29 protein-coding genes and 2 pseudogenes are annotated in these 23,933 nt (G+C 62.3%); 4 read left to right on the forward strand and 27 right to left on the reverse strand.

Going from position 1 to position 23,933, the window contains the following annotated elements; all coding sequences use genetic code 11:
• The 12 genes from GXY01S_RS13560 to GXY01S_RS13615 all read right to left on the reverse strand — a co-directional run.
• The coding region (locus GXY01S_RS13560; protein WP_061275903.1) for a DUF2274 domain-containing protein at positions 1-226 on the reverse strand (226 nt) is incomplete at its 3' end.
• Positions 223-1,422 (reverse strand): TrbI/VirB10 family protein, encoded by a 1,200-nt coding sequence (locus GXY01S_RS13565; protein WP_029329795.1) that lies wholly within the window; start codon positions 1,420-1,422, stop codon positions 223-225. The genes GXY01S_RS13565 and GXY01S_RS13560, both read right to left, overlap by 4 nt.
• Positions 1,419-2,420, reverse strand: a complete 1,002-nt coding sequence (gene trbG / locus GXY01S_RS13570; RefSeq protein WP_007397924.1) for a P-type conjugative transfer protein TrbG — start codon at positions 2,418-2,420, stop codon at positions 1,419-1,421. Before trbG ends, GXY01S_RS13565 begins: the two co-directional genes overlap by 4 nt.
• The gene (gene trbF / locus GXY01S_RS13575; protein ID WP_061275905.1) at positions 2,417-3,100 is read right to left on the reverse strand and encodes a conjugal transfer protein TrbF; all 684 of its coding nucleotides are present in this window, start codon (positions 3,098-3,100) and stop codon (positions 2,417-2,419) included. The genes trbG and trbF overlap by 4 nt, the downstream gene beginning before the upstream one ends.
• Positions 3,101-3,105: 5 nt before the next feature.
• The gene (gene trbL, locus GXY01S_RS13580) at positions 3,106-4,533 is read right to left on the reverse strand and encodes a P-type conjugative transfer protein TrbL (protein WP_034933517.1); all 1,428 of its coding nucleotides are present in this window, start codon (positions 4,531-4,533) and stop codon (positions 3,106-3,108) included.
• A gap of 5 nt (positions 4,534-4,538) precedes the next feature.
• Positions 4,539-5,342, reverse strand: coding sequence for a P-type conjugative transfer protein TrbJ (gene trbJ / locus GXY01S_RS13585; RefSeq protein WP_034933520.1), 804 nt, complete (start codon positions 5,340-5,342; stop codon positions 4,539-4,541).
• Positions 5,339-7,792, reverse strand: a complete 2,454-nt coding sequence (trbE, locus tag GXY01S_RS13590; RefSeq protein WP_007397920.1) for a conjugal transfer protein TrbE — start codon at positions 7,790-7,792, stop codon at positions 5,339-5,341. The genes trbJ and trbE overlap by 4 nt, the downstream gene beginning before the upstream one ends.
• A gap of 15 nt (positions 7,793-7,807) precedes the next feature.
• Positions 7,808-8,086 carry a VirB3 family type IV secretion system protein gene (locus GXY01S_RS13595; protein WP_007397919.1) on the reverse strand — a complete coding sequence of 93 codons (279 nt, stop codon included), beginning with the start codon at positions 8,084-8,086 and terminating at the stop codon, positions 7,808-7,810.
• Positions 8,086-8,454: a TrbC/VirB2 family protein gene (locus tag GXY01S_RS13600; protein WP_034933525.1), complete on the reverse strand. Its 369-nt coding sequence runs from the start codon at positions 8,452-8,454 to the stop codon at positions 8,086-8,088. Before GXY01S_RS13600 ends, GXY01S_RS13595 begins: the two co-directional genes overlap by 1 nt.
• The gene (trbB, locus tag GXY01S_RS13605) at positions 8,451-9,455 is read right to left on the reverse strand and encodes a P-type conjugative transfer ATPase TrbB (RefSeq protein WP_082770880.1); all 1,005 of its coding nucleotides are present in this window, start codon (positions 9,453-9,455) and stop codon (positions 8,451-8,453) included. The genes GXY01S_RS13600 and trbB overlap by 4 nt, the downstream gene beginning before the upstream one ends.
• A 145-nt stretch (positions 9,456-9,600) precedes the next feature.
• Positions 9,601-10,047 carry a hypothetical protein gene (locus GXY01S_RS13610; protein WP_010517994.1) on the reverse strand — a complete coding sequence of 149 codons (447 nt, stop codon included), beginning with the start codon at positions 10,045-10,047 and terminating at the stop codon, positions 9,601-9,603.
• Positions 10,048-10,054: 7 nt separating this feature from the next.
• Positions 10,055-12,046: a conjugal transfer protein TraG gene (locus tag GXY01S_RS13615; protein ID WP_010517992.1), complete on the reverse strand. Its 1,992-nt coding sequence runs from the start codon at positions 12,044-12,046 to the stop codon at positions 10,055-10,057.
• Between the two features lie 288 nt (positions 12,047-12,334).
• Between GXY01S_RS13615 and GXY01S_RS13620 the strand changes: the two genes are divergently transcribed.
• Together GXY01S_RS13620 and GXY01S_RS13625 are read left to right on the forward strand one after the other, a co-directional pair.
• On the forward strand, positions 12,335-12,589 hold the full coding sequence (locus GXY01S_RS13620) for a type II toxin-antitoxin system Phd/YefM family antitoxin (RefSeq protein ID WP_010517990.1): 255 nt from the start codon (positions 12,335-12,337) through the stop codon (positions 12,587-12,589).
• The gene (locus GXY01S_RS13625; RefSeq protein WP_007397912.1) at positions 12,589-13,017 is read left to right on the forward strand and encodes a type II toxin-antitoxin system VapC family toxin; all 429 of its coding nucleotides are present in this window, start codon (positions 12,589-12,591) and stop codon (positions 13,015-13,017) included. The genes GXY01S_RS13620 and GXY01S_RS13625 overlap by 1 nt, the downstream gene beginning before the upstream one ends.
• Before the next feature lie 13 nt (positions 13,018-13,030).
• Here GXY01S_RS13625 and GXY01S_RS13630 read toward each other — a convergent pair whose 3' ends face one another.
• The 14 genes from GXY01S_RS13630 to GXY01S_RS13685 form a co-directional block, all read right to left on the reverse strand.
• Positions 13,031-14,770, reverse strand: a complete 1,740-nt coding sequence (locus GXY01S_RS13630; RefSeq protein ID WP_039733993.1) for a relaxase/mobilization nuclease domain-containing protein — start codon at positions 14,768-14,770, stop codon at positions 13,031-13,033.
• Positions 14,771-15,052: 282 nt separating this feature from the next.
• Positions 15,053-15,769 (reverse strand): lytic transglycosylase domain-containing protein, encoded by a 717-nt coding sequence (locus GXY01S_RS13635; protein WP_061275907.1) that lies wholly within the window; start codon positions 15,767-15,769, stop codon positions 15,053-15,055.
• A 4-nt stretch (positions 15,770-15,773) separates the two neighbouring features.
• Complete coding sequence (locus GXY01S_RS13640) at positions 15,774-16,112, reverse strand: DUF736 domain-containing protein (protein WP_061275909.1); 339 nt, start codon at positions 16,110-16,112, stop codon at positions 15,774-15,776.
• A 1-nt stretch (position 16,113) separates the two neighbouring features.
• Positions 16,114-16,671, reverse strand: coding sequence for a S26 family signal peptidase (locus GXY01S_RS13645; protein ID WP_061275926.1), 558 nt, complete (start codon positions 16,669-16,671; stop codon positions 16,114-16,116).
• Positions 16,668-17,165 carry a DUF2840 domain-containing protein gene (locus GXY01S_RS13650; RefSeq protein ID WP_061275911.1) on the reverse strand — a complete coding sequence of 166 codons (498 nt, stop codon included), beginning with the start codon at positions 17,163-17,165 and terminating at the stop codon, positions 16,668-16,670. Before GXY01S_RS13650 ends, GXY01S_RS13645 begins: the two co-directional genes overlap by 4 nt.
• Positions 17,162-18,241: a replication initiator protein A gene (locus GXY01S_RS13655; RefSeq protein WP_061275924.1), complete on the reverse strand. Its 1,080-nt coding sequence runs from the start codon at positions 18,239-18,241 to the stop codon at positions 17,162-17,164. Before GXY01S_RS13655 ends, GXY01S_RS13650 begins: the two co-directional genes overlap by 4 nt.
• A 13-nt stretch (positions 18,242-18,254) precedes the next feature.
• On the reverse strand, positions 18,255-18,506 hold the full coding sequence (locus GXY01S_RS13660) for a helix-turn-helix transcriptional regulator (protein ID WP_061275913.1): 252 nt from the start codon (positions 18,504-18,506) through the stop codon (positions 18,255-18,257).
• A gap of 220 nt (positions 18,507-18,726) precedes the next feature.
• A complete protein-coding gene (locus tag GXY01S_RS13665) occupies positions 18,727-19,257 on the reverse strand; it encodes a DUF2285 domain-containing protein (protein WP_235721224.1) in 531 nt (176 codons plus the stop codon).
• A 37-nt stretch (positions 19,258-19,294) separates the two neighbouring features.
• Positions 19,295-19,513, reverse strand: a complete 219-nt coding sequence (locus GXY01S_RS19040; protein WP_082770881.1) for a transcriptional regulator domain-containing protein — start codon at positions 19,511-19,513, stop codon at positions 19,295-19,297.
• A gap of 139 nt (positions 19,514-19,652) precedes the next feature.
• Positions 19,653-19,916: a DUF2285 domain-containing protein gene (locus tag GXY01S_RS13670; protein WP_061275915.1), complete on the reverse strand. Its 264-nt coding sequence runs from the start codon at positions 19,914-19,916 to the stop codon at positions 19,653-19,655.
• Between the two features lie 130 nt (positions 19,917-20,046).
• A complete protein-coding gene (locus GXY01S_RS13675) occupies positions 20,047-20,331 on the reverse strand; it encodes a helix-turn-helix domain-containing protein (protein ID WP_061275917.1) in 285 nt (94 codons plus the stop codon).
• A gap of 180 nt (positions 20,332-20,511) precedes the next feature.
• Complete coding sequence (locus GXY01S_RS18610) at positions 20,512-20,649, reverse strand: hypothetical protein (protein WP_169797749.1); 138 nt, start codon at positions 20,647-20,649, stop codon at positions 20,512-20,514.
• A 338-nt stretch (positions 20,650-20,987) separates the two neighbouring features.
• A complete protein-coding gene (locus tag GXY01S_RS13680; protein WP_061275919.1) occupies positions 20,988-21,311 on the reverse strand; it encodes a DUF736 domain-containing protein in 324 nt (107 codons plus the stop codon).
• An 18-nt stretch (positions 21,312-21,329) separates the two neighbouring features.
• Positions 21,330-21,545 (reverse strand): hypothetical protein, encoded by a 216-nt coding sequence (locus GXY01S_RS13685; protein ID WP_061275922.1) that lies wholly within the window; start codon positions 21,543-21,545, stop codon positions 21,330-21,332.
• A 653-nt stretch (positions 21,546-22,198) separates the two neighbouring features.
• Between GXY01S_RS13685 and GXY01S_RS13690 the strand changes: the two genes are divergently transcribed.
• Positions 22,199-22,744 (forward strand): plasmid pRiA4b ORF-3 family protein, encoded by a 546-nt coding sequence (locus GXY01S_RS13690; RefSeq protein WP_255210450.1) that lies wholly within the window; start codon positions 22,199-22,201, stop codon positions 22,742-22,744.
• A gap of 231 nt (positions 22,745-22,975) precedes the next feature.
• Here GXY01S_RS13690 and GXY01S_RS13695 read toward each other — a convergent pair.
• Positions 22,976-23,452: pseudogene (locus GXY01S_RS13695) on the reverse strand (DUF2493 domain-containing protein); the annotation flags it as partial.
• 164 nt (positions 23,453-23,616) lie between these two features.
• On the opposite strand from GXY01S_RS13695, the pseudogene GXY01S_RS13700 reads away from it, so the two are divergent.
• Positions 23,617-23,933: pseudogene (locus GXY01S_RS13700) on the forward strand (IS21 family transposase); the annotation flags it as partial.

The raw sequence follows: 23,933 nt of genomic DNA on the forward strand, positions 1-23,933 counted from the left end.
TTACTATCTGCTTAGCTCGCGCACGCTTAAGCTTCGCGAAAGCTCGATCAGATGCAATGAATCCACGGATCATGTGCGGCACGAGACGGGTTGGATCGACGGGCTGACCATTCTGGCTGACCAGTGCTGCGTAAGTCACCAGATCACGATGGAGGTCCGCCGGTAAGTCCACGGGCATGCGGACCGGCTTTTCATCCGGAATTTCAGTGATGCGCAGCGTTGTCATGGTGCTGTTTCCTTTGCGTGGCGAGGTTGCAGGACAAGGTCGCGGTTAAGGATCAAGGTGAAAGGCAGCCCCGGCCGGTCGGTTAGGGTCGGCTGGATGTTGAGGCTGCGATCAACCAACCGGTTACCAACCATGGAAAACCCATTGCTGGCCCCAGAACGGATGGCCTGCGCCAGATTGTTCTCGCTCTGACTGGTTCCGGCCTCTGATCCGACGCTCAGGAGCGTGGTCACGATGGCAGCCCTGAAAAGCTGGCCCCAGTGGTTGTTCACTTCATCGGACAGGCCGGACTGGCCGATGGCGTCGCCACCGGGCAGTTTTTCCAGCACCAGACTCTCGCCGTTCGGGTAAATCAGCCGGGTCCAGATGATCTGGGTACGCTGCTGCCCGAAAGAAATGCCGCTGTTATAGGCCCCGAACAGCAGGCTTCCCTGCGGGATCAGCAGGAAACGACCGGTCGGGCTGTCATAGACGTTCTGCGTGACATGGCCAGTAATCTGACCCGGAAGGTCAGAGCTGATTTTCGTGTTCAGCGCCCCCGCGATGACAGTGCCCGCCTGAAGGATATAAGGCGAAGCTGACGGCATGATGCGATCCGGGCTGGTCGTCGCGCGGTCAGGCTGGCCTGCCAGAAAGGCACGGTTGCCTGATTGGGCGTCGGTCGAAGAAGATGGATTTGCCTGGGACGCAGATGCACCCGATGTGGGCGGAGTTGCCTGGTCGGTACCCCGGTCGCGTTCTCCCGTCTGCACGAACAATTTGCTGGCGATTGCGGCCTCGACCTCCTGCGCGGCACGGCGGTCGTCGCCACCCGAGGCTGCCTTTCCCTGCTCCTGTGCGTGGAGGATGGTATGCCCCAGATCACCGGGCAGCGCTGGTCCCAGCTTCGGCACATCCTTGCCGACATAGTCGGACGGCAGTCCCGCCAGCCCGTCGGCAGAGGGACGCACATCCGCGTCCTGCGCGGCAGGCGTGGATGACACCCGATGGCTTGCCTGAAGGGCATAGCCCAGCGCGAAGGCCACCGCGATCATGCCAACCCCGCCCAGCGACCAGACCACGGTGCGGGAAAGCCGCACGACACGCGGTCGTTCCGTCCGCAGACGCAGATCAGGTGGCGGCGGTGATGCTGCGGAATTTCCCCCTGTGGCCGGAGCCGCAGAATTTTCTCCCACTGTGTGAGCCTGCCCGGTCATGACTTCCTGCCGTCAATGCGGACAATGCGCACCCGCTGCTCGGAATGCTTATCGCCCAGCCGCAGTTCAGCGGCGGCGAACAGCCGATCCACGATCATCCAGTTCTGCCGCACCCGGTAATTGACCAGTTCCGGGCCGCCATCCGCCCCCAGCACGAAGAGCGGCGGCAGTTCCCCCTGCCCGATCCCGGATGGAAAAGCGATATAGACCTTGTGACCGTCATCAAAGGCCCGGCCGGGTAACCAGGGCGGCGTGCCGCCTTTCACCGGCTGGATGGCATAGCGGAAATTCAGGGTATCGAGATTCAGCCCCGCGTCCACTGGGGCAGAGTCATCGGCCGCGTCGTCCTGCCGGTGCAGGGCAATCAGATCGTCCTCGGGATAGTTCCACGAGACCGACGCCATGTATGTGGGGGGTGTTGACCTCAATTCCGCCAGATAAGTCCGTCGGTCAGTATTGATGATCAGATTAGTGGTCAGATCCGGCCGGGTCGGCTTCACCAGGATATGGATGCGTTTGGTCGCCCCTTCTCCGCTTTCGGTGTCACCGATGACCCAGCGCACCGTATCCCCAGCAGCAACTGGGCCGGTGCCCACCAGTTTTTCACCCTGCTGGAGCATGATGTCCGTGATCTCGCCTGGCGAGGTATAGACCTGATAGAGGGCACCCGGAGAATAGGGATAGACCTGCACCGCATTGATGAAACCGGCCCGCGTCGGCTGGATGCGCGCCGCCAGATTAGCCTGGGTCACGCGCGTGGTCGGATCAGTAACCTCGGGGACCGGATGGGCCGTGCGTCGTGACGGCAGTGGCTTGAACTGGCCCGGCAGAGGAAGTGGCTGTGGCACCTCCACCACCTGCACGGGCTTCGGTGGATCGGGAATTCTCGTCGCGCGCGCGGCGTCATCGTACCGGATGACGGGCGGATGGTAACTGCCCGCGCAACCGGCAAGCGAGAGCAGCGCCACAGGAAGGGCTGCGAAAATGAAGCGCGTCATTGACCAAGCTCCTTCGACCAGTTGATGGCGGAGACGTAGATTCCGAGCGGATTTTTCCTGAGATGGTCGGCATCGCGTGGCGTGTGCAGAACGACCGACACGATGGCGGTCCAGCGTTCGGTGCCGGTGAACGCGCCGTCGCGGTAATGGCGCTCGCTCCAGGCGACACGGAAGCTGCCGGGAGACGCCCGGATCACCGAGGCGATGTCCACCTCGACCTGCTCATGCCCGATGCGCGAGAACGGATCATTGAGGCGGGCATAATCGTTAAGCGCCTGAGCGCCCGACGTGATGGTGAAATCATAGGCGCGTAGCCAGTTCTGCCGCACCACCACAGGGTCCGACGACAGAGCGCGCACGTCATGAACGAACTGCGCCAGATACCAAGCGATCTGCGGATCGGCGGGCATATAGCCCGCTATCGCGGGGGCCACGACCTGCGCCTGCCCCAGCCGATCGACCTGCACGACCCACGGCGTGATGGTACCGCGCGCGGACTGCCAGACCAGCCCTACGCCAAGGCCTGCGGACAGAAGCAGAGAGCCGAACGCCATCAGCCGCCAGTTACGGGCCTGTACACGGGCGGAGCCGATGCGCTCGTCCCAGACTTGCGCGGCTTTCTGATAGGGCGTGACAGGCTCGGGCGTGGTCCCGTAGCGGGTGGTGGAGCGACGGAACATCGTCCTCATTCCTTTTCCGACAGATCGATGGAGGAAGATCCGCCCCCGCCATCGGCGGAGCGGATAACATGGGCGGCCTCAGCAGCATGAGCGGCGGCATTGCGGCGCTTCATCTTCTGAGCCCAGCGGGGCGGTTCGCCGGAACCGCCACCATCTCCACCAGACGGACCCTCACCGGTAGGGCCGCCACCCGTGGGGCCATCCCCTTCTCCGGCAGGACCACCGCCTCCAGAAGGTGCCGGTCCGTTATCCCCGGCTCCGCCTTCGCCTCCCTCCCCCATCCCGCGCGCGGCCCAGCGTCCACCGGCGGCATAGCTTTCCTTGAGGGATGAACCGGCACGCGAAGCCGCCCCTTTGACGGCATTCGCGACATTTCCACCGACGGCCCGGCCCATGCCTCCGATCCCGGCGGCCATGCTGCCCGCGCCGCCAGACGCGCCTGCGGCTCCGGCCGAATAGGCGGAGGTAGCAGCCCCGGCAATCGCGGCCCCTCCCCGCGCGGCGGCAGCCGTGGCGCCGAGGGCTGCGGCACCACCGGAAGCAACAGCCCCGACACCGGCCGCCGCAGCAGCACCCATGGCGCCAACCGCCATGCCGGTACCGACTGCCGCTCCCGCGCCAAGCTGCGGTGCGCCGGAAATCAGCCCATTGGCGATGCTGCCGCCAAAAATGGACAGGCCGACAATTGCAAGGGAGGCCAGCACCACCGAGACGGACTGCCCGATCGTGGGAACGTCGCTGCCGTAGGAGGTTGAGAACTGGGCGAACAGAACCGACGCGATAGCGGAAATGACCGCCAGCACCATGATCTTCACACCCGACGAGACGACATTGCCCAGCACCTTTTCCGCCAGAAAGGCGGTGCGGCTGAACAGGGCGAAGGGGATCAGGATGAAACCCGCCAGCGTGGTCAGCTTGAATTCGATCAGGGCAACAAAAAGCTGCACGGCCAGAATGAAGAACGCCGCGAGCACGATCAGCCACGACAGACAGAGCACAAAGATCTGAATGAAGTTCGTAAAGAAGGCGACAGGACCAAGGAGATTATGGACTGAATCCAGAAGCGGCTGGGCTGCATCGAAACCCGTGGATGCCAGTCGGCCGGGCCGCAGGAAGTCTCCGAGTGCCAGATTGCCGCCACCGGCTCTCAGGCCAAGGGCCGCAAAACTGTCAAAGACGGTCTTCGACAGACTGGAGAAATTGCTGATCAGAAAGGAAAAGAATCCGATATAGAGCGTCTTCTTCACCAGACGCTGGATGATGTCCTCATCAGCAGCCCAGGCCCAGAACAGGCCAGCCAGCGCCATATCCAGCACGGACAGTGTTCCTGCTAGTGAGATCACATTCCCCTTCACCAGACCGAAGCCGCTGTCGATGGTGGTGGTGAAGGTATTCAGGAAAGTGTCGATAACGCCCACATTGCCCATCGCCATGGCGGTCAGTTCCCGCTGCTGCCGAAAATGGACACCGTGCCGGGCACATAGGCGTCATGCTGTGAAAAATGCTGATACTGGGCTTCACTTTCCGCTTCCGTCGCAGCATCGCGCGCCTGTTGCAGGGCTGTGGCGCGGCCATTGGCAGCAAGTTCGGCCTGAATGTCGGATAACTGACGGGACTGTAGCGCCAGAAGCTGGTTTCCTGCCTGCGCCGCCTGCAACGCGCCCGTGGAGGTCTGGCTGGAAGAGACAAGCTGGGTCATGGCCGAACTGTCGCTGGGGATGTTTCCTACCACCCGAGCCTGAAGCTTCAGGGCATCTTCGAACCCGCCCACGGAATTCTGCCACCGTGTCTGTGCCTGGCTGAACAGGGCACTGTCTGACATGCCGGACGAGATTGAGGTGTACGCCTGCTGGTATTGCTGCTCGACCGAGGTCACCGAATAAGCGATGTTCTGTGCCTGCGCGAGCAAGGCTGTTGTCTGGGAAATCGTTGATTGCAGCGTCGACAATGTCGACAGTGGCAGGCTCGCCAGATTACGGCCCTGGTTGACCAGCATCTGCGCCTGATTGGCAAGAGATGTGATCTGGTTGTCGATCTGCTGAAGCGTGCGGGCCGCGATCAGCACGTTCTGGACGTGGTTCGCCCCATCATAGACCGCCCATTGGGCACGGGCCGGTCGTGAAAGGTCGAACGTTGCACCGAATGCCAGCGTAACAGAGGCGACAAGAGCAGTGCGATGGAAATGTTTTTCTCTCACACGCGCAAAAAAATCGGTCCGAAGCTGGCAATGTCTTTCCGTCATGGCACGTCCTCCGCCCCGCGATCGTCGCGCAACAGATCCGCCGCCCATGACACGCCCCGCGCGTCAAACCACGCGAGGAGAAAACCGTCCCGGCCGTGTTCCGCCAGCACTGCATCGATCAGCTTGTGATCGTCCTTCCCTGATGCTGCGCATAAGGCGAGTGCGACAGGCCCGAGCCCCAGTTCGAACAGGCGATTGCCGCGTTGCGTCTGGCAGTAATAGTCCCGCTTCGACGCGGCCCGCGCGATGATGGCGATCTGTCGGTCGTTCAGGCCAAAATCCCGATAGAGCGCCATGATCTGCGGCTCGATCGCCCGCTCGTTAGGCAGGAATATCCGTGTCGGGCAGCTTTCCACCACCGCCGGAGCAATGCGGGAATTGGCAATATCCGACAGGGACTGGGTGGCGAAGATGACGCTGGCGTTCTTTTTGCGCAGGGTTTTCAGCCACTCTCGCAACTGGCCGGAGAAATCCCCGTCATCGAGAACCAGCCAGCCCTCATCGATGACCAGCAGGGTCGGCCGGCCGTCCAGACGGCCTTCGATGCGGTGGAACAGGTACGACAGAACGGAGGAGGCCGCGCCCGAGCCGATCAGACCTTCGGTTTCGAACACCACCACATCGGCATCCCCGATACGCTCGGCATCCGCATCCAGGAGGCGGCCGTAGGGACCACCGAGGCAGTAGGGCGCCAACGCCTGCTTCAGGGCGTTGGACTGGAGAAGCGCGACCAGGCCGGACAGGGTCCGCTCACGGGCAGGCGACGATGCCAGCGAATTCAGAGCCGACCAGAGGTGAGACTTCACCTCCGGGGTCAGCGCCACCCCCTCGCCGACAAGGATCTGACCGAGCCATTCACTGGCCCATTTGCGCTCATCCGGATCATCGATCCGCGCCAGCGGCTGAAGTAATACGCCGCTGCCCTCTTCTCCAGACAGATCGGCATCTGTCAGTCCACCCCCGAGATCGCGCCAATCGCCTCCCATCGCCAGCGTTGCCGCGCGCATCGACCCGCCAAAATCGAAGGCAAAAATCTGCGATCCCGCATAGCGACGGAACTGGAGCGCCATGAGCGCCAGCAGCACGGATTTACCTGCCCCGGTCGGTCCCGCGATTAGCGTATGACCCACATCGCCGACATGCAGGGAAAACCGGAACGGCGTGGCCCCTGCCGTTTTGCCATAAAACAGCGGTGCGGCCTTGAAATGCCCATCCATCTCCGGCCCTGCCCACACGGCGGAAAGCGGAATCATGTGCGCCAGATTCAGGGTCGAGACCGGGGGCTGCCGCACATTGGCGTAGACATGCCCCGGCAGAGATCCCAGCCACGCCTCCACCGCGTTCAGGCTTTCCGCCATGCAGGTGAAGTCACGGCCCTGAATGATCTTTTCCACGAGGCGAAGTTTTTCCGCCGCTATGCTGGCGCTGCCATCCCACACCGTCACCGTGGCCGTGATGTAAGCCTGCCCGACATCATCCGCGCCCAGCGACTGCAACGCCAGATCGGCATCGGCTGCCTTGTTGGCGGCATCGTTATCCACGAGAACTGACGCCTCATTGGTCATCACTTCGCGGACAATGGCTGCGATACTCTTGCGCTTTGCGAACCACTGGCGCCTGATTTTCGTCAGCACCTTGGTGGCGTCGGTCTTGTCCAGCAGGATGGCGCGGGTGGACCAGCGATAGGGCATGGCCAGCCGGTTCAGGTCGTCCAGGATTCCGGGGAAAGTCCGCGACGGGAAACCCGTAATGGTCAGGGTTTTCAGGAAGGCATCGCCCAGCTTTGGCTCCAGACCACCCGAAAGCGGCTGGTCCACCAGCAGGGCATCCAGATGCATCGGAATTTCCGGCACCCGGACCCGCTGGTTCCGGGTGGAGATGGTACTGTGCAGATAAGTCAGCATCTCACCGTCATCCAGCCATGCCGCCTCGGGCATGAAGCCATCCAGCAAGGCCAGCATCCGATCCGTGCGGTCCACGAACGTATGGAGCATGCCATGCGGATCGGGACCATCGCGTTCCCTGCCTTCATAGAGAAAACGCTCGGCGCGACCTGATGATTCCGCCGGTGGCAGCCAGACCAGGGTCAGAAAATACCGACTCTCGAAATGCGCGCCCTCATCCTCGAACTGCTCCCGGCGCTCCAGGTCGACCATCTGGCTGGCTGCGTCGGGAAAGTCACCGTCAGGATAGAGTGTCGCCGGGACGCGCTGCGCTTCCACGAACACCGCCCAGCCTGAGCCAAGGCGACGGAGCGCATTGTTCAATCTTCCGGTCACACCGACCAGTTCCGCTGGTGTTGCGCTATCGAGATCGGGACCACGTATTTTTGCGGTGCGCTGAAAACTGCCGTCCTTGTTCAGGACGACGCCCTTTTCGACCAGCGCGGCCCAGGGCAGGAAATCAGACAGCAGGGAGTTTCGGTTGCGATATTCGCCAAGGGACATCATGGCCCTGTCCTCCCTCTACGCACGAAGCCAGGCGGGATAACGGAGATGCCGTCGTCCCACCTCGATGAAGACCGGATCGCGTTTCGCACCCCAGACCGCGAGCCCATGGCCGACGATCCAGAATGCGGCCCCGATCAGCCACAGCCGCAGACCAAGGGCGATCGCTGCCGCCAGCGTGCCGTTGGCGATGGCAACGGCGCGGGGCGCACCACCGAGCAGGATGGGATCGGTCAGCGAGCGATGCACCGGGACATGGAAGCCCGGCACGGCATCATCGTCATATCCCACGGCCATCAGATCAGCGCCCCACCGGAGAACGAAAAGAACGACAGGAAGAAGCTGGACGCGGCAAAAGCAATGGATAGACCAAAGACAATCTGGATCAGGCGGCGGAACCCGCCGGATGTTTCCCCGAAGGCCAGCGTCAGGCCGGTCACGGTAATGATGATCACCGAGATGATTTTGGCGACCGGTCCCTGCACGGATTCCAGAATCTCGTTGAGCGGGGTTTCCCACGGCATGCTGGATCCTGACGCCCATGCCGACGACGCGAAAGCAAACGACAGCAACAGGGACGTTCCGAATACACGGAGATCCCGCACATGCCAGTCAGGACGTGCGACAGCGCACACGACGGCGCGCAGACGTGAAGGCGGCCTCATGATGACTCTCCATTGGCAGAGCAGGATGTTTCGGGAGACGAGAAGCTGACCGGACGGATGCGATAGGCACCCGTCACGGGATCTAGGCCATCGATTTCTGCCAGTTCGGACAGGTGGCGGGCCGTGCCGCGTCCGGACAGGACCGCGATGACGTCGATGGTTTCCGCGATCATGGCGCGTGGCACTGTGACCACCGCCTCCTGGATCAGTTGTTCCAGCCGATACAGGGCCGCGAGCACTGATCCGGCATGTAGTGTACCGATACCGCCGGGATGGCCGGTGCCCCATGCTTTCAGCAGGTCCAGCGCCTCGGGGCCGCGCACCTCACCAATCGGGATACGGTCGGGCCGCAGGCGCAGGGCGGACCGCACCAGTTCGGACAGGGTTACGACACCATCCCTTGTACGCATGGCGATCAGATTGGGAGCTGTGCATTGCAGTTCCCGCGTATCTTCGATCAGCACGACGCGATCACCGGTTTTCGCGACCTCGGCCAGCAGCGCATTGACCAGCGTGGTCTTGCCGGTCGATGTCCCGCCGGCGACCAGGATGTTTTTCCGTTCCGCGACCGCGCGGCGCAGAAATACCGCCTGCCCCACCGTCATGATTCCGGCGGCGACATAATCGTCGAGGGTGAACACGGCCACGGCGGGCTTGCGGATGGCGAAACTCGGGGCGGTCACGACGGGCGGGAGCAATCCCTCGAACCGCTCACCGGTTGGCAGTTCCGCCGATACGCGCGGTGCTGCCTCATGCACCTCCGCCCCGACATGGTGCGCGACCAGGCGTACGATGCGCTCGGCATCGGCCGGCGTAACCCTGTCGCCGGTATCGCCCAGCCCCTCGGACAGGCGGTCGATCCACAGCCTGCCATCGGGATTGAGCATCACCTCGACAATGGCAGGATCAGCGAGGTGCCGGGCAATCGCCGGTCCCATCGCCGTGCGCAGCATGGACATGCCGCGTACCGTGGCCCTTTCATGGATGCTGGAAACTGACATGATTTTCCCCGCTATGAGCCGAACACGATGCGCGGACAGCAACGGGGCAATTAAGAAAGGCAGGAAACCACGCGGTTCAACAGGAATTCATGCGTCGTAGGGCGGTGGGGAAACGTAGGGCAAAAATACTTGCAGGGTGCGGAAATTACGAATCCGGTTCATCCTGTAAGGCAGGATCGGAAACATCGTCTGGAATTTCCTGCTGGAGTCTCGGTCCCTGGGCCAGCCTGCGACCGAGGGCCGAGACAAAATTATCGTAACGCGCCCCGGCCTGCGCCCGTGCTGCCCTGGCAGCCGGTTCAGGCAAGGGCGGGGTCGTGGTGAGCCAGAAGCGGATGAACAGCGCCAGGGTCTCCACCGTGATGCCGATATCGCGCTCCAGCCGCGCAAGACGCCGGTCCTGCCGGTCGAGGCGCTTCGATGTTGCAGCCTCGCGGCGCTCCTCCCCGTCGGGCGACAGAAAGGAAGCGACGGCAGCCTCCACGATCAGGGACATCGGCTGCGCACGTCGCGCGGCATAGGCGGAGAGGGTCTTCATCACATCAGGGTCGAGATAGACGGAGATCTGGGCTTTCTTTTTTGCCATCACCATACTTTCCTCACAGTTCCAGCTCGTCGCCACAGTCGAGCGATGCCTGCCGGGCCACACCGCGCATGAGATCGTTCATCCGGTTGTTACGGGGCGCGATGTCGTCGAATTCGTCAGTCGGGTCGGGTGCGAATTCATTTTCCATCGGCTCCTTCTTCTCGACCGTTCCCTCACCCAGTTCTGGCTGACGGCGGCGGGCAGACTGTTTCGGGTCTTCATCCCCCTCGTCCTCCGTCGGCTCCGCCCCGGCATCCGGCGCCGGTGGGCGTGGCGGCAACGGTCGCGTGCTCCAGTCGTCGGGACGGCCATCTTTCGGGCGCGGAAGATCAGGCGGAGGAAGAACGCGCTCGCGGAAGCGGTCATCCTCGAAATAGCGGGCCTTCTTCGCGCGGATCGGATAGAGACCGGAGACCATGACGATCTCGTCCGCTGGCGGGAGCTGCATGACTTCTCCCGCCGTCAGCAGCGGGCGTGCCGTCTCCGAGCGCGAAACCATCAGATGGCCCAGCCAGGGCGAAAGCCGGTGCCCCGCGTAGTTCTTCATCGCCTTCATCTCGGTGGCAGTCCCAAGCGCGTCAGACACACGTTTCGCCGTCCGCTCATCGTTGGTGGCGAAGCTCACCCGGACATGGCAGTTGTCGAGGATCGAATTGTTCGGCCCATAAGCCCGTTCGATCTGGTTGAGGGACTGGGCGATCAGGAAGCTTTTGATCCGGTAGCCCGCCATGAAAGCCAGCGCCGATTCAAAGAAATCCAGACGCCCGAGGGCCGGAAATTCGTCGAGCATCAGTAGCAGGCGCCGTCGCTGTGCCGCAGCCTCCAAGTCTTCCGTCAGCCTACGGCCAATCTGGTTCAGCACCAGCCTGATCAATGGCTTGGTGCGGCTGATATCCGAGGGGGGCACGGTCAGGTAAAGCGTCACTGGGCGGTCCCCTCCAACGATGTCGGCAATGCGCCATTCGCAGCGCCGGGTGACTTCCGCCACCACCGGATCACGGTACAGGCCAAGGAAGGACATGGCAGTGGAGAGCACGCCCGAGCGTTCATTGGGCGATTTGTTCAGCAGCTCGCGCGCGGCCGATGCAACAACAGGATGTGGCCACTTCTCACCCAGATGGTTTGTCCGCATCATGACCGACAGCGTGGTGGCGATCGGGCGCTTCGGGTCCGACAGGAAATTGGCGACACCGGCGAGGGTTTTGTCTGGCTCGGCATAGAGGACATGCAGGATGGCGCCGACAAGCAGGGAGTGTGAGGTTTTCTCCCAGTGATTGCGCTTCTCCAGACTGCCTTCCGGGTCCACGAGGATATCGGCGACATTCTGGGCATCGCGGACTTCCCACTCTCCACGCCGGATTTCCAGTAACGGGTTATAGGCGGACGAGATCGCATTGGTCGGGTCAAACAGCACGACGCGACCGAAACGGGCGCGAAATCCCGCCGTCAACTCCCAGTTCTCGCCCTTAATGTCGTGGACAATAGCTGAGCCAGGCCAGGTCAGAAGCGTCGGGATGACCATACCGACACCCTTGCCACTGCGCGTTGGTGCAAAGGTCAGGACGTGCTCCGGTCCGTCATGGCGCAGATAGGCCTTGCCATACCGGCCAAGCACCACCCCATCCGGGTCAAGCAGCCCGGCTTTCGCGATCTCGTCCGGGTCCGCCCAGCGTGCCGACCCGTAGGTTTCGATTTTCCTGGCTTCACGGGCGCGATGGACCGACAGCGTCACGGCGGCGGCGAAAGCCAGCACCCCACCCGATCCGGCCATCCACGCCCCGCGCGCAAAGACGTTCGGGGCATAGGCGTCGAATTCGAACCACCACCAGAAAAACAGCGGCGGCGCGTAGACCGACCAGTGATGGAACAGCACGAACCAGGGCCGACCGAGTTCAGGCTGGAAGCCCAGTTCCCAGGCCGTCCATTGGGTCGCGGCCCACCAGGACAGGACGACAATGGACAGGACCACCGCGACCTGTCCCCATTGAATTTTGGTTCCCGGCATTTTCGATTCCTCCTTGCGCAGGAACAGGTCGGGCGGCCATTTTCCGTTCCGCAAGGGCTTTTCCCGCGTCGTCGCATCCCGGCGCATGGCAGGGAAAAAATACTTGTCCGGTGCGGCCCAGACCGTCATCACATTGAGCGAAGGTCGCGGGAGTCGAATGATAACCGGGTCTTGTGGCTGGACGGGTGCTGCGGCCAACGATGATGCGAACCCCGACCAGACATGGATTTTCTGGCACTCCCTCTCATTATGTAGTAATGTTCCTACATTGCAGTCTGGAGGCCGGACATGAGCATCACCACACTTTCAAGCCGCGAGTTCAACCAGGACACCAGCCGGGCCAAGAAGGCGGCGGCCGAGGGACCGGTGTTCATCACCGACAGGGGACGCACGGCCCATGTCCTGCTCAGTATTGAGGAATACCGCCGTCTGACACACCATCCGCGCAAGATCGCGGACGCTCTGGCGATGCCGGAAGCTGCGGACATCGCATTCGATCCGCCTCGCGCCAATATCACACTCCGCCCGGCCGATTTTTCCTGATGTTCCTGCTGGACACGAACGTCGTTTCAGAACTGAGAAAAATCCGTGCCGGGAAAGCCGACCCGAATGTCGCGGCATGGGCGGATAGCGTGGAGGCAGAAGATCTGTATCTCTCCGCCATCACCGTCATGGAACTGGAAAACGGCATCCTGCGCGTGGAGCGCCGCGACGGAGCCACTGGCACGATCCTGCGGACCTGGCTGGAACAGCATGTCCTTCCTGCGTTCGAAGGGCGTATTTTTCCCGTCGATACATCCGTAGCCCTGCGCTGCGCCCGGCTCCATGTCCCCGATCCCCGTTCGGAACGTGATGCCCTCATCGCCGCGACCGCGCTGGTTCATGGCAAGACGGTCGTGACCCGCAACGTCGCGGATTTCCTGCCATGCGGTGTCCCCCTGCTCAACCCGTGGGAACCCCAGCCGGACTGACAGGAGCGCTGGTTCACAAACCCAGCCCCCTGTTCCGGGTGAAGCTCCAGTCAATCCCGCCATTGTCGCGCGCGACACCGGAGACGTGCCTGCCCTGCTGCTTCTCCAGCGATGGCGTCCAGGGCACAAGCTGGAACTGAAGCCCGTCATCAATCATCGCATAGCGACCCGAGGCCAGCACCATGCGCTGACGATAGGTGCCGGTGACATACTCCCCCGAACCCGACTGGCTGAATGTCCGTCCCGTCTCGACGGCCAGCCGCTCTCCAACTTCCCGGACCTCCCGGTCCCTGAGCGTCCCGATCAAGTTGCGCGCCAGAACCACCCGCTGCGTGTGACGTTCGGCAAGACCCTGCTCAATCAGTTGCTCCGCCCGGCGCTCCATCGCCTCACGGACCTCGGCGCCAAAGCCCGCCTGCCCCAATGCAACAGGGTCGCGCGCCACTGCCTGCCGGTCGAGCCAGGTGGCCCCTCGCGCCATCACCTGATCCTCGATCGACAGATCAGACCGCACAGCCAGCGCCACACGCCGTTGCCCCTTCCGGTCATCGAAGGCGCGCAGTTCCACCACCGAACCCATTACACTGTCCCCGGTCGCATCGAGATCGGGAAAGCGGATATGATGCGTACGCCCGTCCACGCCGTCGATGACCGCATAGGCCGTGCCTTTCAGTTCATCGTCCAGACCACGATCAACCAGCCTGCCGATGACGGGAACATCCAGGCTTTCGCCCGCCAGCACATAACTCGACGTGCTCCGCTCGATCCCGCGCTCGGCCAGGGAACGGTGAATGCGCTTGATGATGTCGCCGCGTTCGCCCAGTTCACGCAGCGTCGCCTCGGCCGTCTCATCCAGCAACCATTGCCCCTCTCCAACCTGATGGGCGAGACCAAGCCCTTCCAGCCGACGCAGGCGTCCGACCTTCAATGCCCCGAACGGATCGGGCTGCTCACCAGGCGAAGGCGCCGTGTCGATGACGCCATCGCGCCCCGCATCGCGCTGAAGCTGCCGGTCAAGCTGGGTCCAGTATTCGGCATCGACCTGACGTTCGAGGGCGCGGTGAATTTCGATGTCATTGCGCTGCCCGAGTTCCTGCGTCACCAGATCCTGGGCACGGGCGCGCAACCCGTCTTTGATATAATCCCGCGAGATGACAAGGTCGCTGCCATCCTCGGCTACACCGCGCACGAGGATATGGACGTGGGGGTGCTGCGTGTTCCAGTGATCCACCCCCACCCAGTCCAGTTTCGTGCCGAAGTCTTTTTCCATCTGCCCGACCAGTTCGCGGGCATAGCCCTTGAGGTCGGCCATGTCGGGCGCGTCCTCGGGCGAGACGATGAAACGGAAATGGTGACGGTCGTCCTCGCAGCGTTCGGCGAACGCCTTCGGGTCGGCATCGTCGATGCCGGGACCAAAGAGCCGTGCCTTCTCACCGTCCTTCGTGACCCCTTCCCGGCGCAGGTAACGCAGATGGGCGGCGAGCGGCGCCTTGCGCCCGCTATGGCGTACGACACGGGCCTTGACGGTCACGCGGCGGGCTCGGCTGGTCAGCAGGCGATTGGCCCTGGCTGCCGCGATGCGGCCACGCCCGAAGGACGAACGGGAACCACTGCCGTTGCGGCCCGAGCGGAACCCGCCGCCACCGGCACGCTGGGCCGAAGCAAGGGCCTGGGCGACGAAGGGCTTGAGCCGCTGGGCGCGCGGCGAGCGGATGCGACCCAGACGGGGCCGGAAGTCATTCTCGCGGGCCATTGGACCCTCCAATGTGCGAAAAAGGCTGGTGCAACAAAGGAAAACAGGGTCGGCAAACATTGCCAAAGAAGAGGAAACATTGCTGAAAGAACGAAAAAACGCAGGAAAACCGACACCCCAACCGAGGCGCAATGTGCGCCCTTTTATCTCGCCTCTCCTTAACCCCGCCCAAAAGTGCCTGTTCCACCCTGCCAGCACCCAATCCGCGATGCTGGTGCCTGCCCCGATCGCGCTCCACGAACCACCGCAAACCGGCAGGGGAAAGGATGCGTGGACGCACATTCATGGCATCGCTCGTGATGCGGAAGAGACGACGAACAACCCATCGGAAAGCGGCCTGACAGAGGCGAGACCATGCGCGATGATGTCACTTCGAACACCATTCGACGGCAGCTCCCTTCCAGCCGGAACGCTCTGCCCCGCATCGTCCGACTGCACGGCGAAAATCGGCGCACGGGTCCAAAACAGCGGATCAGGATGCGAAACCGGCGGCGATGAATCAGCACCGCCCTGACCGATCAGGGGCAGCAACCCGGCGACATAGGCGCGCGTTTCGGGTGGCAGCGGGCGTTGCCGATCTCGGAAATCCTCATAACGCCCCGGCCCGGCATTATAGGCTGCCAGAAAGCCCGGAGAGCCATAACGATCGTGCATCTCGCGCAGGAACGCGGCGCCCGCGAGAATGTTGTCATGCACATCGAACGGATCGCTTCTCAACCCGTAGCGAGCACGCAGATCGTTCCATGTTGCAGGCATGATCTGCATGAGTCCCCGCGCACCCTTTGCAGAAATTGCGCCGGTATCGCCCGCACTTTCTGCACCCATGACGGCCCGTATCCAACCAGCAGGAATGTCGAAGCGCCGTACGGCCTCTGCAATGGAAGCTGCATAAGGATCAGCATCGTCCGCCACCGGAACCGGCACACCCTGCGCATGAAGAGCGGCTCCGGGAACGCCCATCGACGTGATGGCGACAGCGAGGAGAACCGTGCATCGCATGGCCTTACTCCCCGCGTTCGACACGTTTTGACGGACGCGTCCAGTTCAGCACCCAGACCGCACGCTCCCCACCGGCACGGAACAGATTGGCCCGGATCGGTTGTGCAAAGGCGGGGTCGTCGAGGGCTACAGCCACGTAGTCGCCCGCCTTCTCCCCGGTGCGTTTCCAGCCAGCACCAACCTCCAGGCCATCGGCATCGGTGAGATGGATGCGGTAATCCGGGGCGTGCTCGGCGTCGGAAAACTCGGCCGGAACGAGAAGGATATCCTGCGCCACGGTAAGGGTGCGGATGCGCCCGGCAAAACCGGTTTTCGTGCGCGTGAAAAGACCGATCTGTGTCATTTCATTGCCCTTTCGAGGACGGATTGAAGGTCACGGTGACAGGCAGCCTGCTCCCAGACGGAAGCCAGACCGGGGTGGCGCGACCGATGACGGTGGACAGGGACAACAGGCCGAAATACCGACCATCGAGACTGCGTGGTTCAGCGGTGTTCATGACAAAAATCTGGCCGGAATCGAGACGATGGCAGCCCTGCCAGAAGGGGAGCGGACGGCCACGGTGATCGACGGATTGCGCATCGCCGGCAGGCTTCCCGTCGATGGTGACATGCACGCCGATACGGCAAACGGATTGCCCCCTGAGTGCCGCCACTGGCTTGAGCAGGGGCACACCGAGCGGGAGATAGCCGCGCATTGCCAGCAGCATCGCCTCGCGCTCGGGCAGACGGACAGCGACCAGATCACCGCCATGCGGCGCGGAGTTCCTATGCAATCGATACAGCCCGACGGGCACGCTCGCCGTCTCGTTCCAGATCAGCCGTGGCGCAGGATGCAGGACCATCGACGCACCCACGCCGAGTACGGCGAAACAGGTCGCAAAGAACCAGCCACGCCGGGTCATGACGTCACCTGCCGCCGCTTGAGCCATGCTGAATGCTGCGCACGCGTATAGGCACGGGGCTCATGTCCGGCAGTGATGCGATGGTGGAGATGCCGCCAGTATTCGGGCGCCGCATCCGCCGGATCGAGACCCAGCGCCTCAATAGCATCGACCGCCCGGAGCACATGTTCGACCCTTGGCCAGCTATCGACACGCAGGAGGATTTCGCCGCCGGGACGCACAAACGGCAAAGTCTGGAACACTTCGCCAGCCCTGACGGCCCGCACGATATCCAGTCGGGAGACGGTGATACCGAGGTCATTGGACGCCCAGCGCACGAAGGCGAAAACACTTCCTGGCGCAAAGCTGGAAATGCGGCGGCGATCATCAAGGATCTTCTCGTCGCTGCAATGCCCGAAGCGCAGCCAGTGTTCGATGCGCCTGTCGATCCAGGTCAGTTCGACATGTGTCAGTGCCGCCGGATGCCGGTGGAAGATGGGAGAGTGCCGGGTCATGGCCCGTCTCCCGGCCCCTTGAAGGGGGCAATGGACGGGCAAGAGGGGTTATCCGCAGAACGGCGCTTCCCATCAACATAAGAGTTAGAGTCTAAGTTAGATAAGTTAAGAGCCGGAATCGCCGTTTCGGGCCAAAGACTTAGCTGGGGTTTGTGCGTGTGAAGTCCCGATAGTCCTGCGTGTGATGTCCCGATAGTGGATGCGTGTGAAGTCCCGATACCATTCACATAGTTATCCACAGGATGTGTGGGTAAATCAGTTGGCAGGATGCGCAATAACTCGCGCGCGCCAGCACGTTCAATATTCAGGCGATAGCCTGGCAAGGGCTGGCTGGCGGCGGCACGCCGGATCTGGATGGCAAAGTCCGAGGGACGCATCAGGCTGCCGGATTTCTGGTGCAGATGCCCGATCTCGAAAGTCCAGCCGGTGTGTTGACGACCGGCGTGTTTGCGGGCCACGCGGTAGAGCCAGCGTTCAATCCCGCCTGTCAGGCGGAAATAGGCCGGGTCGATGGCCAGCACCAGCGACCGGTCGATCACGCCACGATAGAGCCATTCCGGAATGACGATCTCGACACCAGCGGCGCGACCGTTCCGGCTGGCGCAGATTTCCCACTCGGTAATCCAGGAAAACTGCTGTCGTCGCCAGTTCTGGCCGTTGCGGATCGTGGTGGCGACCACGGTGGACTGGAGCCGGGCAAGTGCCGCCCTGAGCAGCCCATAATCCCGCGCCCCGGTCTGTCGGCCGATACCGGTGAGCAACTGGTAAGGCGTGAAGCGCAGAAAGCGCGAGGTGGTCAGACCGAGATTTTCCGCCTCGACAATCTGGCTGGCAGCCCAGATCAGCACGTCAGCGTCCCAGATCGTCGCCATGCCGTGCTCGGGCATGCCGAACACCTCGACGCGCGTGTCCCCTGCCGCGTAGAGGATTGGCGTCGTGCGCTTCTTTTTGGACAGGGAGAAAAACGGTCGTTCCATCAGGTCGCGCTGGTCGCGCGGGCTGATCTCGCCGCTGGCGACAACGAACGGCAGGAGCCTGCTGCGCTCGCTGGCCGTGAGGATATGGCGGGCCTGCATGTCCATCCTCCCCTCACCGGCGATCAAGACCGGCAGAGCGGGCATCGTCATAATTCGGATCAGACGTGGACCGGCAGGCGCTGGCGGCAGCCCAGGCGTCGAGGTCGTCGATCAGGTAGACGACACGACCGCCAAGCTTGCGGAAGGTCGGGCCACTGCCATGGCAGCGGTATTTTTCCAGCGTGCGGGGAGAAAGGCCAAGGATCTGCGCGGCCTGATGTGTGCGCAGGTAGCGTCCCGGTGACGGCGCGTGTCTGTCGAGCATGGTATGCCTCCATCTGGTCTCGAAGCGCCGCGGGGATGGTGCGGCGGATCGGGATGACGGTGGCGAAGAAAGCAGGCGTTGGGGGTGGACGAAGATTTTTCGGACTCAGTGTCCACCCCTCCTGTACCGGGACGTGCATGGGTGATACCGGGCGGAGCCGGGCGTGAAGCAGCGTGAAAAAAAGGAGGATCGCAACGGGAAGGAGCGAAAGCAGGCAGCACTATTTTCCGCGTAGAAAATCCAGATAGCCGCCTTTGACCCGGTTCCGGGCGTCAAGAAGCAGGCGTTCCGCGTGGCGACGCGCCGCCGTGTTGCGCCATTCGACCGCCGGTAAATCCGCCTGCCATGAACGATTGGCCGCAATGGCGATATCGCGGACGGTGCCGCCCGCTTCGTGAATATCGAAGGCAAGCAGGAGCAGCATCTGCCGCGCACGTTGCAACGGGGTCAACTGGAGGGCACGCGGAAGCAGGCCAACGCGCTGGCCGCGCTGCCTGCGAAAGAAACGCAGCGCCACGTCGAGACGCAGTTCAGCGGCGTCGTCCATCGGCAGGAGCACGGCGGGTCGAACGATAGCGAGCGGGCTCAGAAGCCGAAGGTAAAGATTGCCTGCCACATCGCCGATCACCAGCCACGTGTCGTCTTCCGCATCATGACGGGCCAGAAGGGTTCCAAGCACCGCCGGATTGATCGGGGTCACGATGGCGAAATCCGATGGCGCGGGCGTGAGGATCAGTGTGGCCGGTGACACCTCGGGCCGCCAGACCATGCGCCCCTGAGGGACGGGTTCATCGGGTGCATGGACAAAAGCAGAGCCCCCAGCGTTGGGAGAACGCTGCGCACTCGTCGGCCGAATCCACGCCCCGACGGCCGACCCGCCGTTGCAGACGAGCATAGTCGCGGCGATAGGTTGTGTTACGGCGGAGAAATTCGACGGCAAAACCGGAGCGGTCCAGACGGCTGATATGGTCGCGCAGTTCCGGTGAACGCCATAAAGGTGTTGGCATGCGGGCCTCCCTGTCTGTCCCCCAATGCGGCAAAAGGGGAAGCTTCCATCAGCCAGATCGGGAGCAGGAGTGCATAGACCCTGATTTTTTATCGGGGAGAGAAGCGCAGGGCGGATGCGGGAGCCGGGGCGAAGCCCGGCTATTGCAGGCGCGGTTGCAGCAGATGCTGGAAACCGGCTTCGGTCATCCAGCGCGCCCGTGCCAGATGCCTGTCATGAATAACCTTCGCACGCTGCGGTTCACGAACCGGATCAATTTCGAACAGCACGGCAACGACTTCGCGCCAGTCCGCCCCTTCCTCGTCCGCGACCAGAAGGCGCAGATAGAGCCCGAGATGCGCTTCGTCGTAGGCGTTCACCCGTTGGGTGAGAGGGGGATGATCGAGGAAAGACGGCTCCGTCATGACCGTTCCTCATGATACCGCGACCAGATCGGTTCGATAACAAAGATCGGGATTGCTGACCGGCCAGGTTTGCATGACCCCGGCGAAAATCAACGCGCCCGAGGGGAAGGAATGACATGAACGGAACAGATCAGGACGATTCCGCCCGGCCACGTCCCCTACCCTGTCGCGTCTGGATATCGGAAGTCTCATTAAGAAACATGACGCCGCGTCCCTGCCCGGACTCGATGAACAGAATGCCCGCCGCTTCCAGCGCGCGACGGACCTGATCGATCGTACCCTCATGGACGCCGAGACCGCGTTCGGATTCAAGGCGCTTGAGCGCAGTTAATGCTACGAGGGCCTTTTCAGCGAGCCTTTCCTGTGTCCAGTTCAGAAGTGCCCGTGCCGCCCTTACCTGTCGGCCAGTGATCATCCGCGATCACATCCGACACGCGGAGCATGCACACCAGAAATACGACTATAATAGTCGTATTATGGATATTCAACGTCGTTCTTTCAGGAGGATGGAAAAAAGAATCGGCGTCCACGCACCATTCAGGCGGCTCAGTCCTGTCGGACAAGATCGTCGGGCTGACCAGAAAAAAGCCCCCCGTCAGGCGGGGGGCTCTGCATCGCGTCGGGCAAGCGCCTCTTTCAATTCGCTCTCGATCTGCTGCCGCTCGCGGCGGCTCAGGTGAAAGCTGGTCAGTTCGGCGCGCAGCATCTGGATCTGGTCGTGTAGTGTGGTCATCGTCCTGCTCCTTTCGTTTCTCGAAGACAGGACGGACGGCTCATGCCGGGGCGGACCGGGTCAGGGATCGCCGTCAGGCGACCGGCCTGCCGGCACGTGGGGGAGCCGATTTTGTCTGGCGTACCCGAAGGGTGCGTCGGACAAAATTGGGGGGACCACGCGTCCTTGACGCGGTTTGCCCTCGCGCATGGTACAATGGGAAGGCTGAGGGAAAGCCTCGTGTTCCTCCTGCGTCTCACGTCGGGCGACCAGCACGATCGCCCGCGCCATGGAAGAGCCCGCCAGAAAACCCGGATGGCCCCGCCCGGAGAGACCGGGCGGGGTTGGGTCTGGGAGGTTCAGTCTCCGTTCCGGCTGCGGGGCCGGGTCCAGATGAGGGTGTAACTTTCCCCTTCGTCGTCGGTGAACAGGTTGGCGAAGATCGGAGCGGCGAAGGAGGGATCGTCCAGCTTCAGGCTCAGATAGGTGCGGCCTTCGTTGGAGCGGCGGGTCCAGGCCGCACCGAGTTCAATCCTGCCCAGATAGACGCGGTAGTTGGGGGCGTTGTCGTTGGGACGGTTGGTTTCCGCCACCAGCCGGACGTTGCGGGCCTGCAGGGCCAGGGTGACGATTTCGCCTTCGAAGCCTTCGCCCACCTTCTTGAAGGAACCGATGTTAGCCATTGTCGTATCTCCATGCTGTTATCGGGCCGCGACCACCGTGGCCTCGATGGCGATCGACCAGCCGGAGGCGAGCGGCAGAGCACCCTTCAGGGCCGAAGCGCAGCGGAGGACGGCAGGGCCGGAACTTTCTTGTCTCGCGAGGAATGACGGCGCAGCCGGCAGGGGAAGAAAGTTCTGGAACGCCGTTGCGGCCAGCTGATCGAGGCGCAGCCGGTCTTCGGCTAGATCAGCCATCCGACAGAGGCCATGGTGTGCGGACCCGACAGCCCCCAAGGAGATACAATGCCGGCATGACCGGTCTGTAAGTGGGGGACGATGCAATCTGGCGCGAGACTGTCACGCTGCCACTGTGGAAAGCTGGCCCCGTCCAGTGGTGATGTTTGCCGTCCCCGATGTTACGCCCCCTTTTCACCCGCTCTCTTGGGTAGGGTTGCATCGTGCAGCGCTACAGGCCCCCGCTCCCGGCACAGGCGCATCCCGTCAAAGCGGGCCGGATGATCCCTCGTCCGCAACCTGCTGTCCCGGCCTTTTCACCGATGGGGACGCCATGGGCGTTTCATCCCGATGGACCATCCCCGCAGGCGCACGGGGCAGCCACCGAACTCCGTTCCGCCTGTTCTCCGGGCGGGGCCTTCCGGGTGACGGGCGCACGTGCTTCCCGCCATCAGGTGCGCAGGAACTGGGGAGCCCGACGTCATTGCGGCTCAGGCGTCAGACTTCATGTATCATGACGGTTTTTACAAACCGTCATGGAAATAATGCCCCCACGCTATGTAAAAACCGTGCCGAGAAATCGGCACTGATCTTAGACTCCGCCACACGCAACTTTCTTGACTTTGTCAGGAATTACCATTTTCCTTGGAATCATGTTTGGACCTCCCAATGCTATGCAGATCAGAGTCTCGATCGACGATATCGAACCAGCCGTCTGGCGGCGTCTCGTCGTGCCGAGTGAATGGAACCTGGAGCAGCTTCATCTTGCTATCCAGGCAGCCTTTAACTGGTGGAATTCTCATCTCCATGAGTTCGAGATCGGGGGACTGCGTTATGGAAATGCCATTGAGGCTGCGGAAGGATCGGCCATCGGCGATCCTCAGGTCTTTGACGAGCGCCAGGTCCGGTTGCGGGATTTCCGCAACGCGGGCTCGGCGTTCACCTACGTCTATGATTTTGGCGACGACTGGCGCCATACCGTAGAAATCGAAGAGCTACTTTTCCTCGAAAGCGCTCCCCAGCACGCGACCTGCGTTGACGGCGCGCGAGCCCGTCCGCCCGAGGATGTCGGCGGCATTCCAGGCTATGAGCAGTTTCTGGAGGTAATCGGCTCCCCCCAGAGTCCCGAGCATCGGGAAACCAAGGCCTGGTGCGGTGGTCATTTCGATCCCGAGTGGTTCGACCTCGCGATCGCGATAAGGATGTCCGAAACGCGTTGAAGCCGAATGTAAAAAGAAGGCTTCATCAGCCGAAACCGAAGAAAAACAAGTTGTAGATACCACTAAGTCAATCAGGCGTGTTTCAAGGTATAAGGTCAATGTTGTCGATCGGGATCGACGGCAGAACCGGGTTAAACGCGCCATGCCTTATCTTTCAGGCATTGAAAGACCGTCAATACGGTAGCCCTATGCTACCGTGCCGATTTCTCGGCACGGTTTCCTCACAACCTGTCAGGCACTATTCTTTTTCTGAAACCTCCAGACCGGGATGCCCATCTGTTTGGCCTTGTCGGTCAGATTGTCCTGAATGCCCGAACCCGGGAACACCATGACCCCGATGGGCAGGACTTTCAGCAGGGCGTCATTCCGCCGGAACGGGGCGGCCTTGCCATGCCGGTTCCAGTCCGGCTTGAAGGCGATCTGCGCCACCTGCCGATGATCAGCCCAGCGGGAGGCGATGAATTCCGCACCCTTGGGCGAGCCACCGTGCAGCAGCACCATATCGGGGTGCTTCTCGCGCACCTTGTCCAGACGGTTCCAGATCAGATGATGGTCCTCGTAATCGAGCCCGCCTGTCACCGCGACCTTCGGTCCAGGAGGCACCAGTAGGTCGGTTTCGGCCTTGCGGCGGGCGTTGAGAAAATCACGGCTGTCGATCATGGAGGCCGTCAGGGTGCTGCGGCTGACCAGCGAGCCGGAGCGTGTGTGAGTGCTGGTTGTAATCTCCCCAAATGTGCTGGTTGAAAATTCCCCAGTTTGAGGACTGTGCGTGATCGTCATGGGGGCATGCCCCCATGACGATCACGCGGCACATTTATCCCTGCTGATGCCAAAGGAAGGGCGAGCAGGTGATAGGACTCAGGGAGGTCGTTTTGATCCAGGAACTCAAAAGACAGGGGCTCAGCATCAGCGCCATCGCGCGCCAGACAGGGCTCGATCGCAAGACAGTGAAGAAGTATCTGGCCAATGGGCTGGAGACTCCAGCCTATGCACCGCGTAAACCGGTGGCCAGCGCAGCAGAACCTTATCGAACCTATCTGTTGGAGCGGATGGCAAGTTATCCCGGACTTTCATCGCGCAGGCTGCATCGTGAAATTCGCGACATGGGATATGACGGTGCCTATTCATCGCTGACGGAATATCTCCGGCAAATCCGCCCCCCGCTGCCCAGGCCTTATGAGCGGCGCTT

This window comes from Komagataeibacter xylinus NBRC 15237 (genome assembly GCF_001571345.1).
GTDB classification, from domain to species: Bacteria; Pseudomonadota; Alphaproteobacteria; order Acetobacterales; family Acetobacteraceae; genus Komagataeibacter; species Komagataeibacter xylinus.

What these genes read in the sequence shown, in the direction of transcription:
- GXY01S_RS13565 (WP_029329795.1), bottom strand. Translation starts at nt 1,422, where the DNA reads ATGACCGGGCAGGCTCACACAGTGGGAGAAAATTCTGCGGCTCCGGCC.
- trbG (WP_007397924.1), bottom strand. Translation starts at nt 2,420, where the DNA reads ATGACGCGCTTCATTTTCGCAGCCCTTCCTGTGGCGCTGCTCTCGCTT.
- trbF (WP_061275905.1), bottom strand. Translation starts at nt 3,100, where the DNA reads ATGTTCCGTCGCTCCACCACCCGCTACGGGACCACGCCCGAGCCTGTC.
- trbL (WP_034933517.1), bottom strand. Translation starts at nt 4,533, where the DNA reads ATGGCGATGGGCAATGTGGGCGTTATCGACACTTTCCTGAATACCTTC.
- trbJ (WP_034933520.1), bottom strand. Translation starts at nt 5,342, where the DNA reads ATGACGGAAAGACATTGCCAGCTTCGGACCGATTTTTTTGCGCGTGTG.
- trbE (WP_007397920.1), bottom strand. Translation starts at nt 7,792, where the DNA reads ATGATGTCCCTTGGCGAATATCGCAACCGAAACTCCCTGCTGTCTGAT.
- GXY01S_RS13595 (WP_007397919.1), bottom strand. Translation starts at nt 8,086, where the DNA reads ATGGCCGTGGGATATGACGATGATGCCGTGCCGGGCTTCCATGTCCCG.
- GXY01S_RS13600 (WP_034933525.1), bottom strand. Translation starts at nt 8,454, where the DNA reads ATGAGGCCGCCTTCACGTCTGCGCGCCGTCGTGTGCGCTGTCGCACGT.
- trbB (WP_082770880.1), bottom strand. Translation starts at nt 9,455, where the DNA reads ATGTCAGTTTCCAGCATCCATGAAAGGGCCACGGTACGCGGCATGTCC.
- GXY01S_RS13610 (WP_010517994.1), bottom strand. Translation starts at nt 10,047, where the DNA reads ATGGTGATGGCAAAAAAGAAAGCCCAGATCTCCGTCTATCTCGACCCT.
- GXY01S_RS13615 (WP_010517992.1), bottom strand. Translation starts at nt 12,046, where the DNA reads ATGCCGGGAACCAAAATTCAATGGGGACAGGTCGCGGTGGTCCTGTCC.
- GXY01S_RS13620 (WP_010517990.1), top strand. Translation starts at nt 12,335, where the DNA reads ATGAGCATCACCACACTTTCAAGCCGCGAGTTCAACCAGGACACCAGC.
- GXY01S_RS13625 (WP_007397912.1), top strand. Translation starts at nt 12,589, where the DNA reads ATGTTCCTGCTGGACACGAACGTCGTTTCAGAACTGAGAAAAATCCGT.
- GXY01S_RS13630 (WP_039733993.1), bottom strand. Translation starts at nt 14,770, where the DNA reads ATGGCCCGCGAGAATGACTTCCGGCCCCGTCTGGGTCGCATCCGCTCG.
- GXY01S_RS13635 (WP_061275907.1), bottom strand. Translation starts at nt 15,769, where the DNA reads ATGCGATGCACGGTTCTCCTCGCTGTCGCCATCACGTCGATGGGCGTT.
- GXY01S_RS13640 (WP_061275909.1), bottom strand. Translation starts at nt 16,112, where the DNA reads ATGACACAGATCGGTCTTTTCACGCGCACGAAAACCGGTTTTGCCGGG.
- GXY01S_RS13645 (WP_061275926.1), bottom strand. Translation starts at nt 16,671, where the DNA reads ATGACCCGGCGTGGCTGGTTCTTTGCGACCTGTTTCGCCGTACTCGGC.
- GXY01S_RS13650 (WP_061275911.1), bottom strand. Translation starts at nt 17,165, where the DNA reads ATGACCCGGCACTCTCCCATCTTCCACCGGCATCCGGCGGCACTGACA.
- GXY01S_RS13655 (WP_061275924.1), bottom strand. Translation starts at nt 18,241, where the DNA reads ATGCAGGCCCGCCATATCCTCACGGCCAGCGAGCGCAGCAGGCTCCTG.
- GXY01S_RS13660 (WP_061275913.1), bottom strand. Translation starts at nt 18,506, where the DNA reads ATGCTCGACAGACACGCGCCGTCACCGGGACGCTACCTGCGCACACAT.
- GXY01S_RS19040 (WP_082770881.1), bottom strand. Translation starts at nt 19,513, where the DNA reads ATGCCAACACCTTTATGGCGTTCACCGGAACTGCGCGACCATATCAGC.
- GXY01S_RS13670 (WP_061275915.1), bottom strand. Translation starts at nt 19,916, where the DNA reads ATGACGGAGCCGTCTTTCCTCGATCATCCCCCTCTCACCCAACGGGTG.
- GXY01S_RS13675 (WP_061275917.1), bottom strand. Translation starts at nt 20,331, where the DNA reads ATGATCACTGGCCGACAGGTAAGGGCGGCACGGGCACTTCTGAACTGG.
- GXY01S_RS18610 (WP_169797749.1), bottom strand. Translation starts at nt 20,649, where the DNA reads ATGACCACACTACACGACCAGATCCAGATGCTGCGCGCCGAACTGACC.
- GXY01S_RS13680 (WP_061275919.1), bottom strand. Translation starts at nt 21,311, where the DNA reads ATGGCTAACATCGGTTCCTTCAAGAAGGTGGGCGAAGGCTTCGAAGGC.
- GXY01S_RS13685 (WP_061275922.1), bottom strand. Translation starts at nt 21,545, where the DNA reads ATGGCTGATCTAGCCGAAGACCGGCTGCGCCTCGATCAGCTGGCCGCA.
- GXY01S_RS13690 (WP_255210450.1), top strand. Translation starts at nt 22,199, where the DNA reads ATGCAGATCAGAGTCTCGATCGACGATATCGAACCAGCCGTCTGGCGG.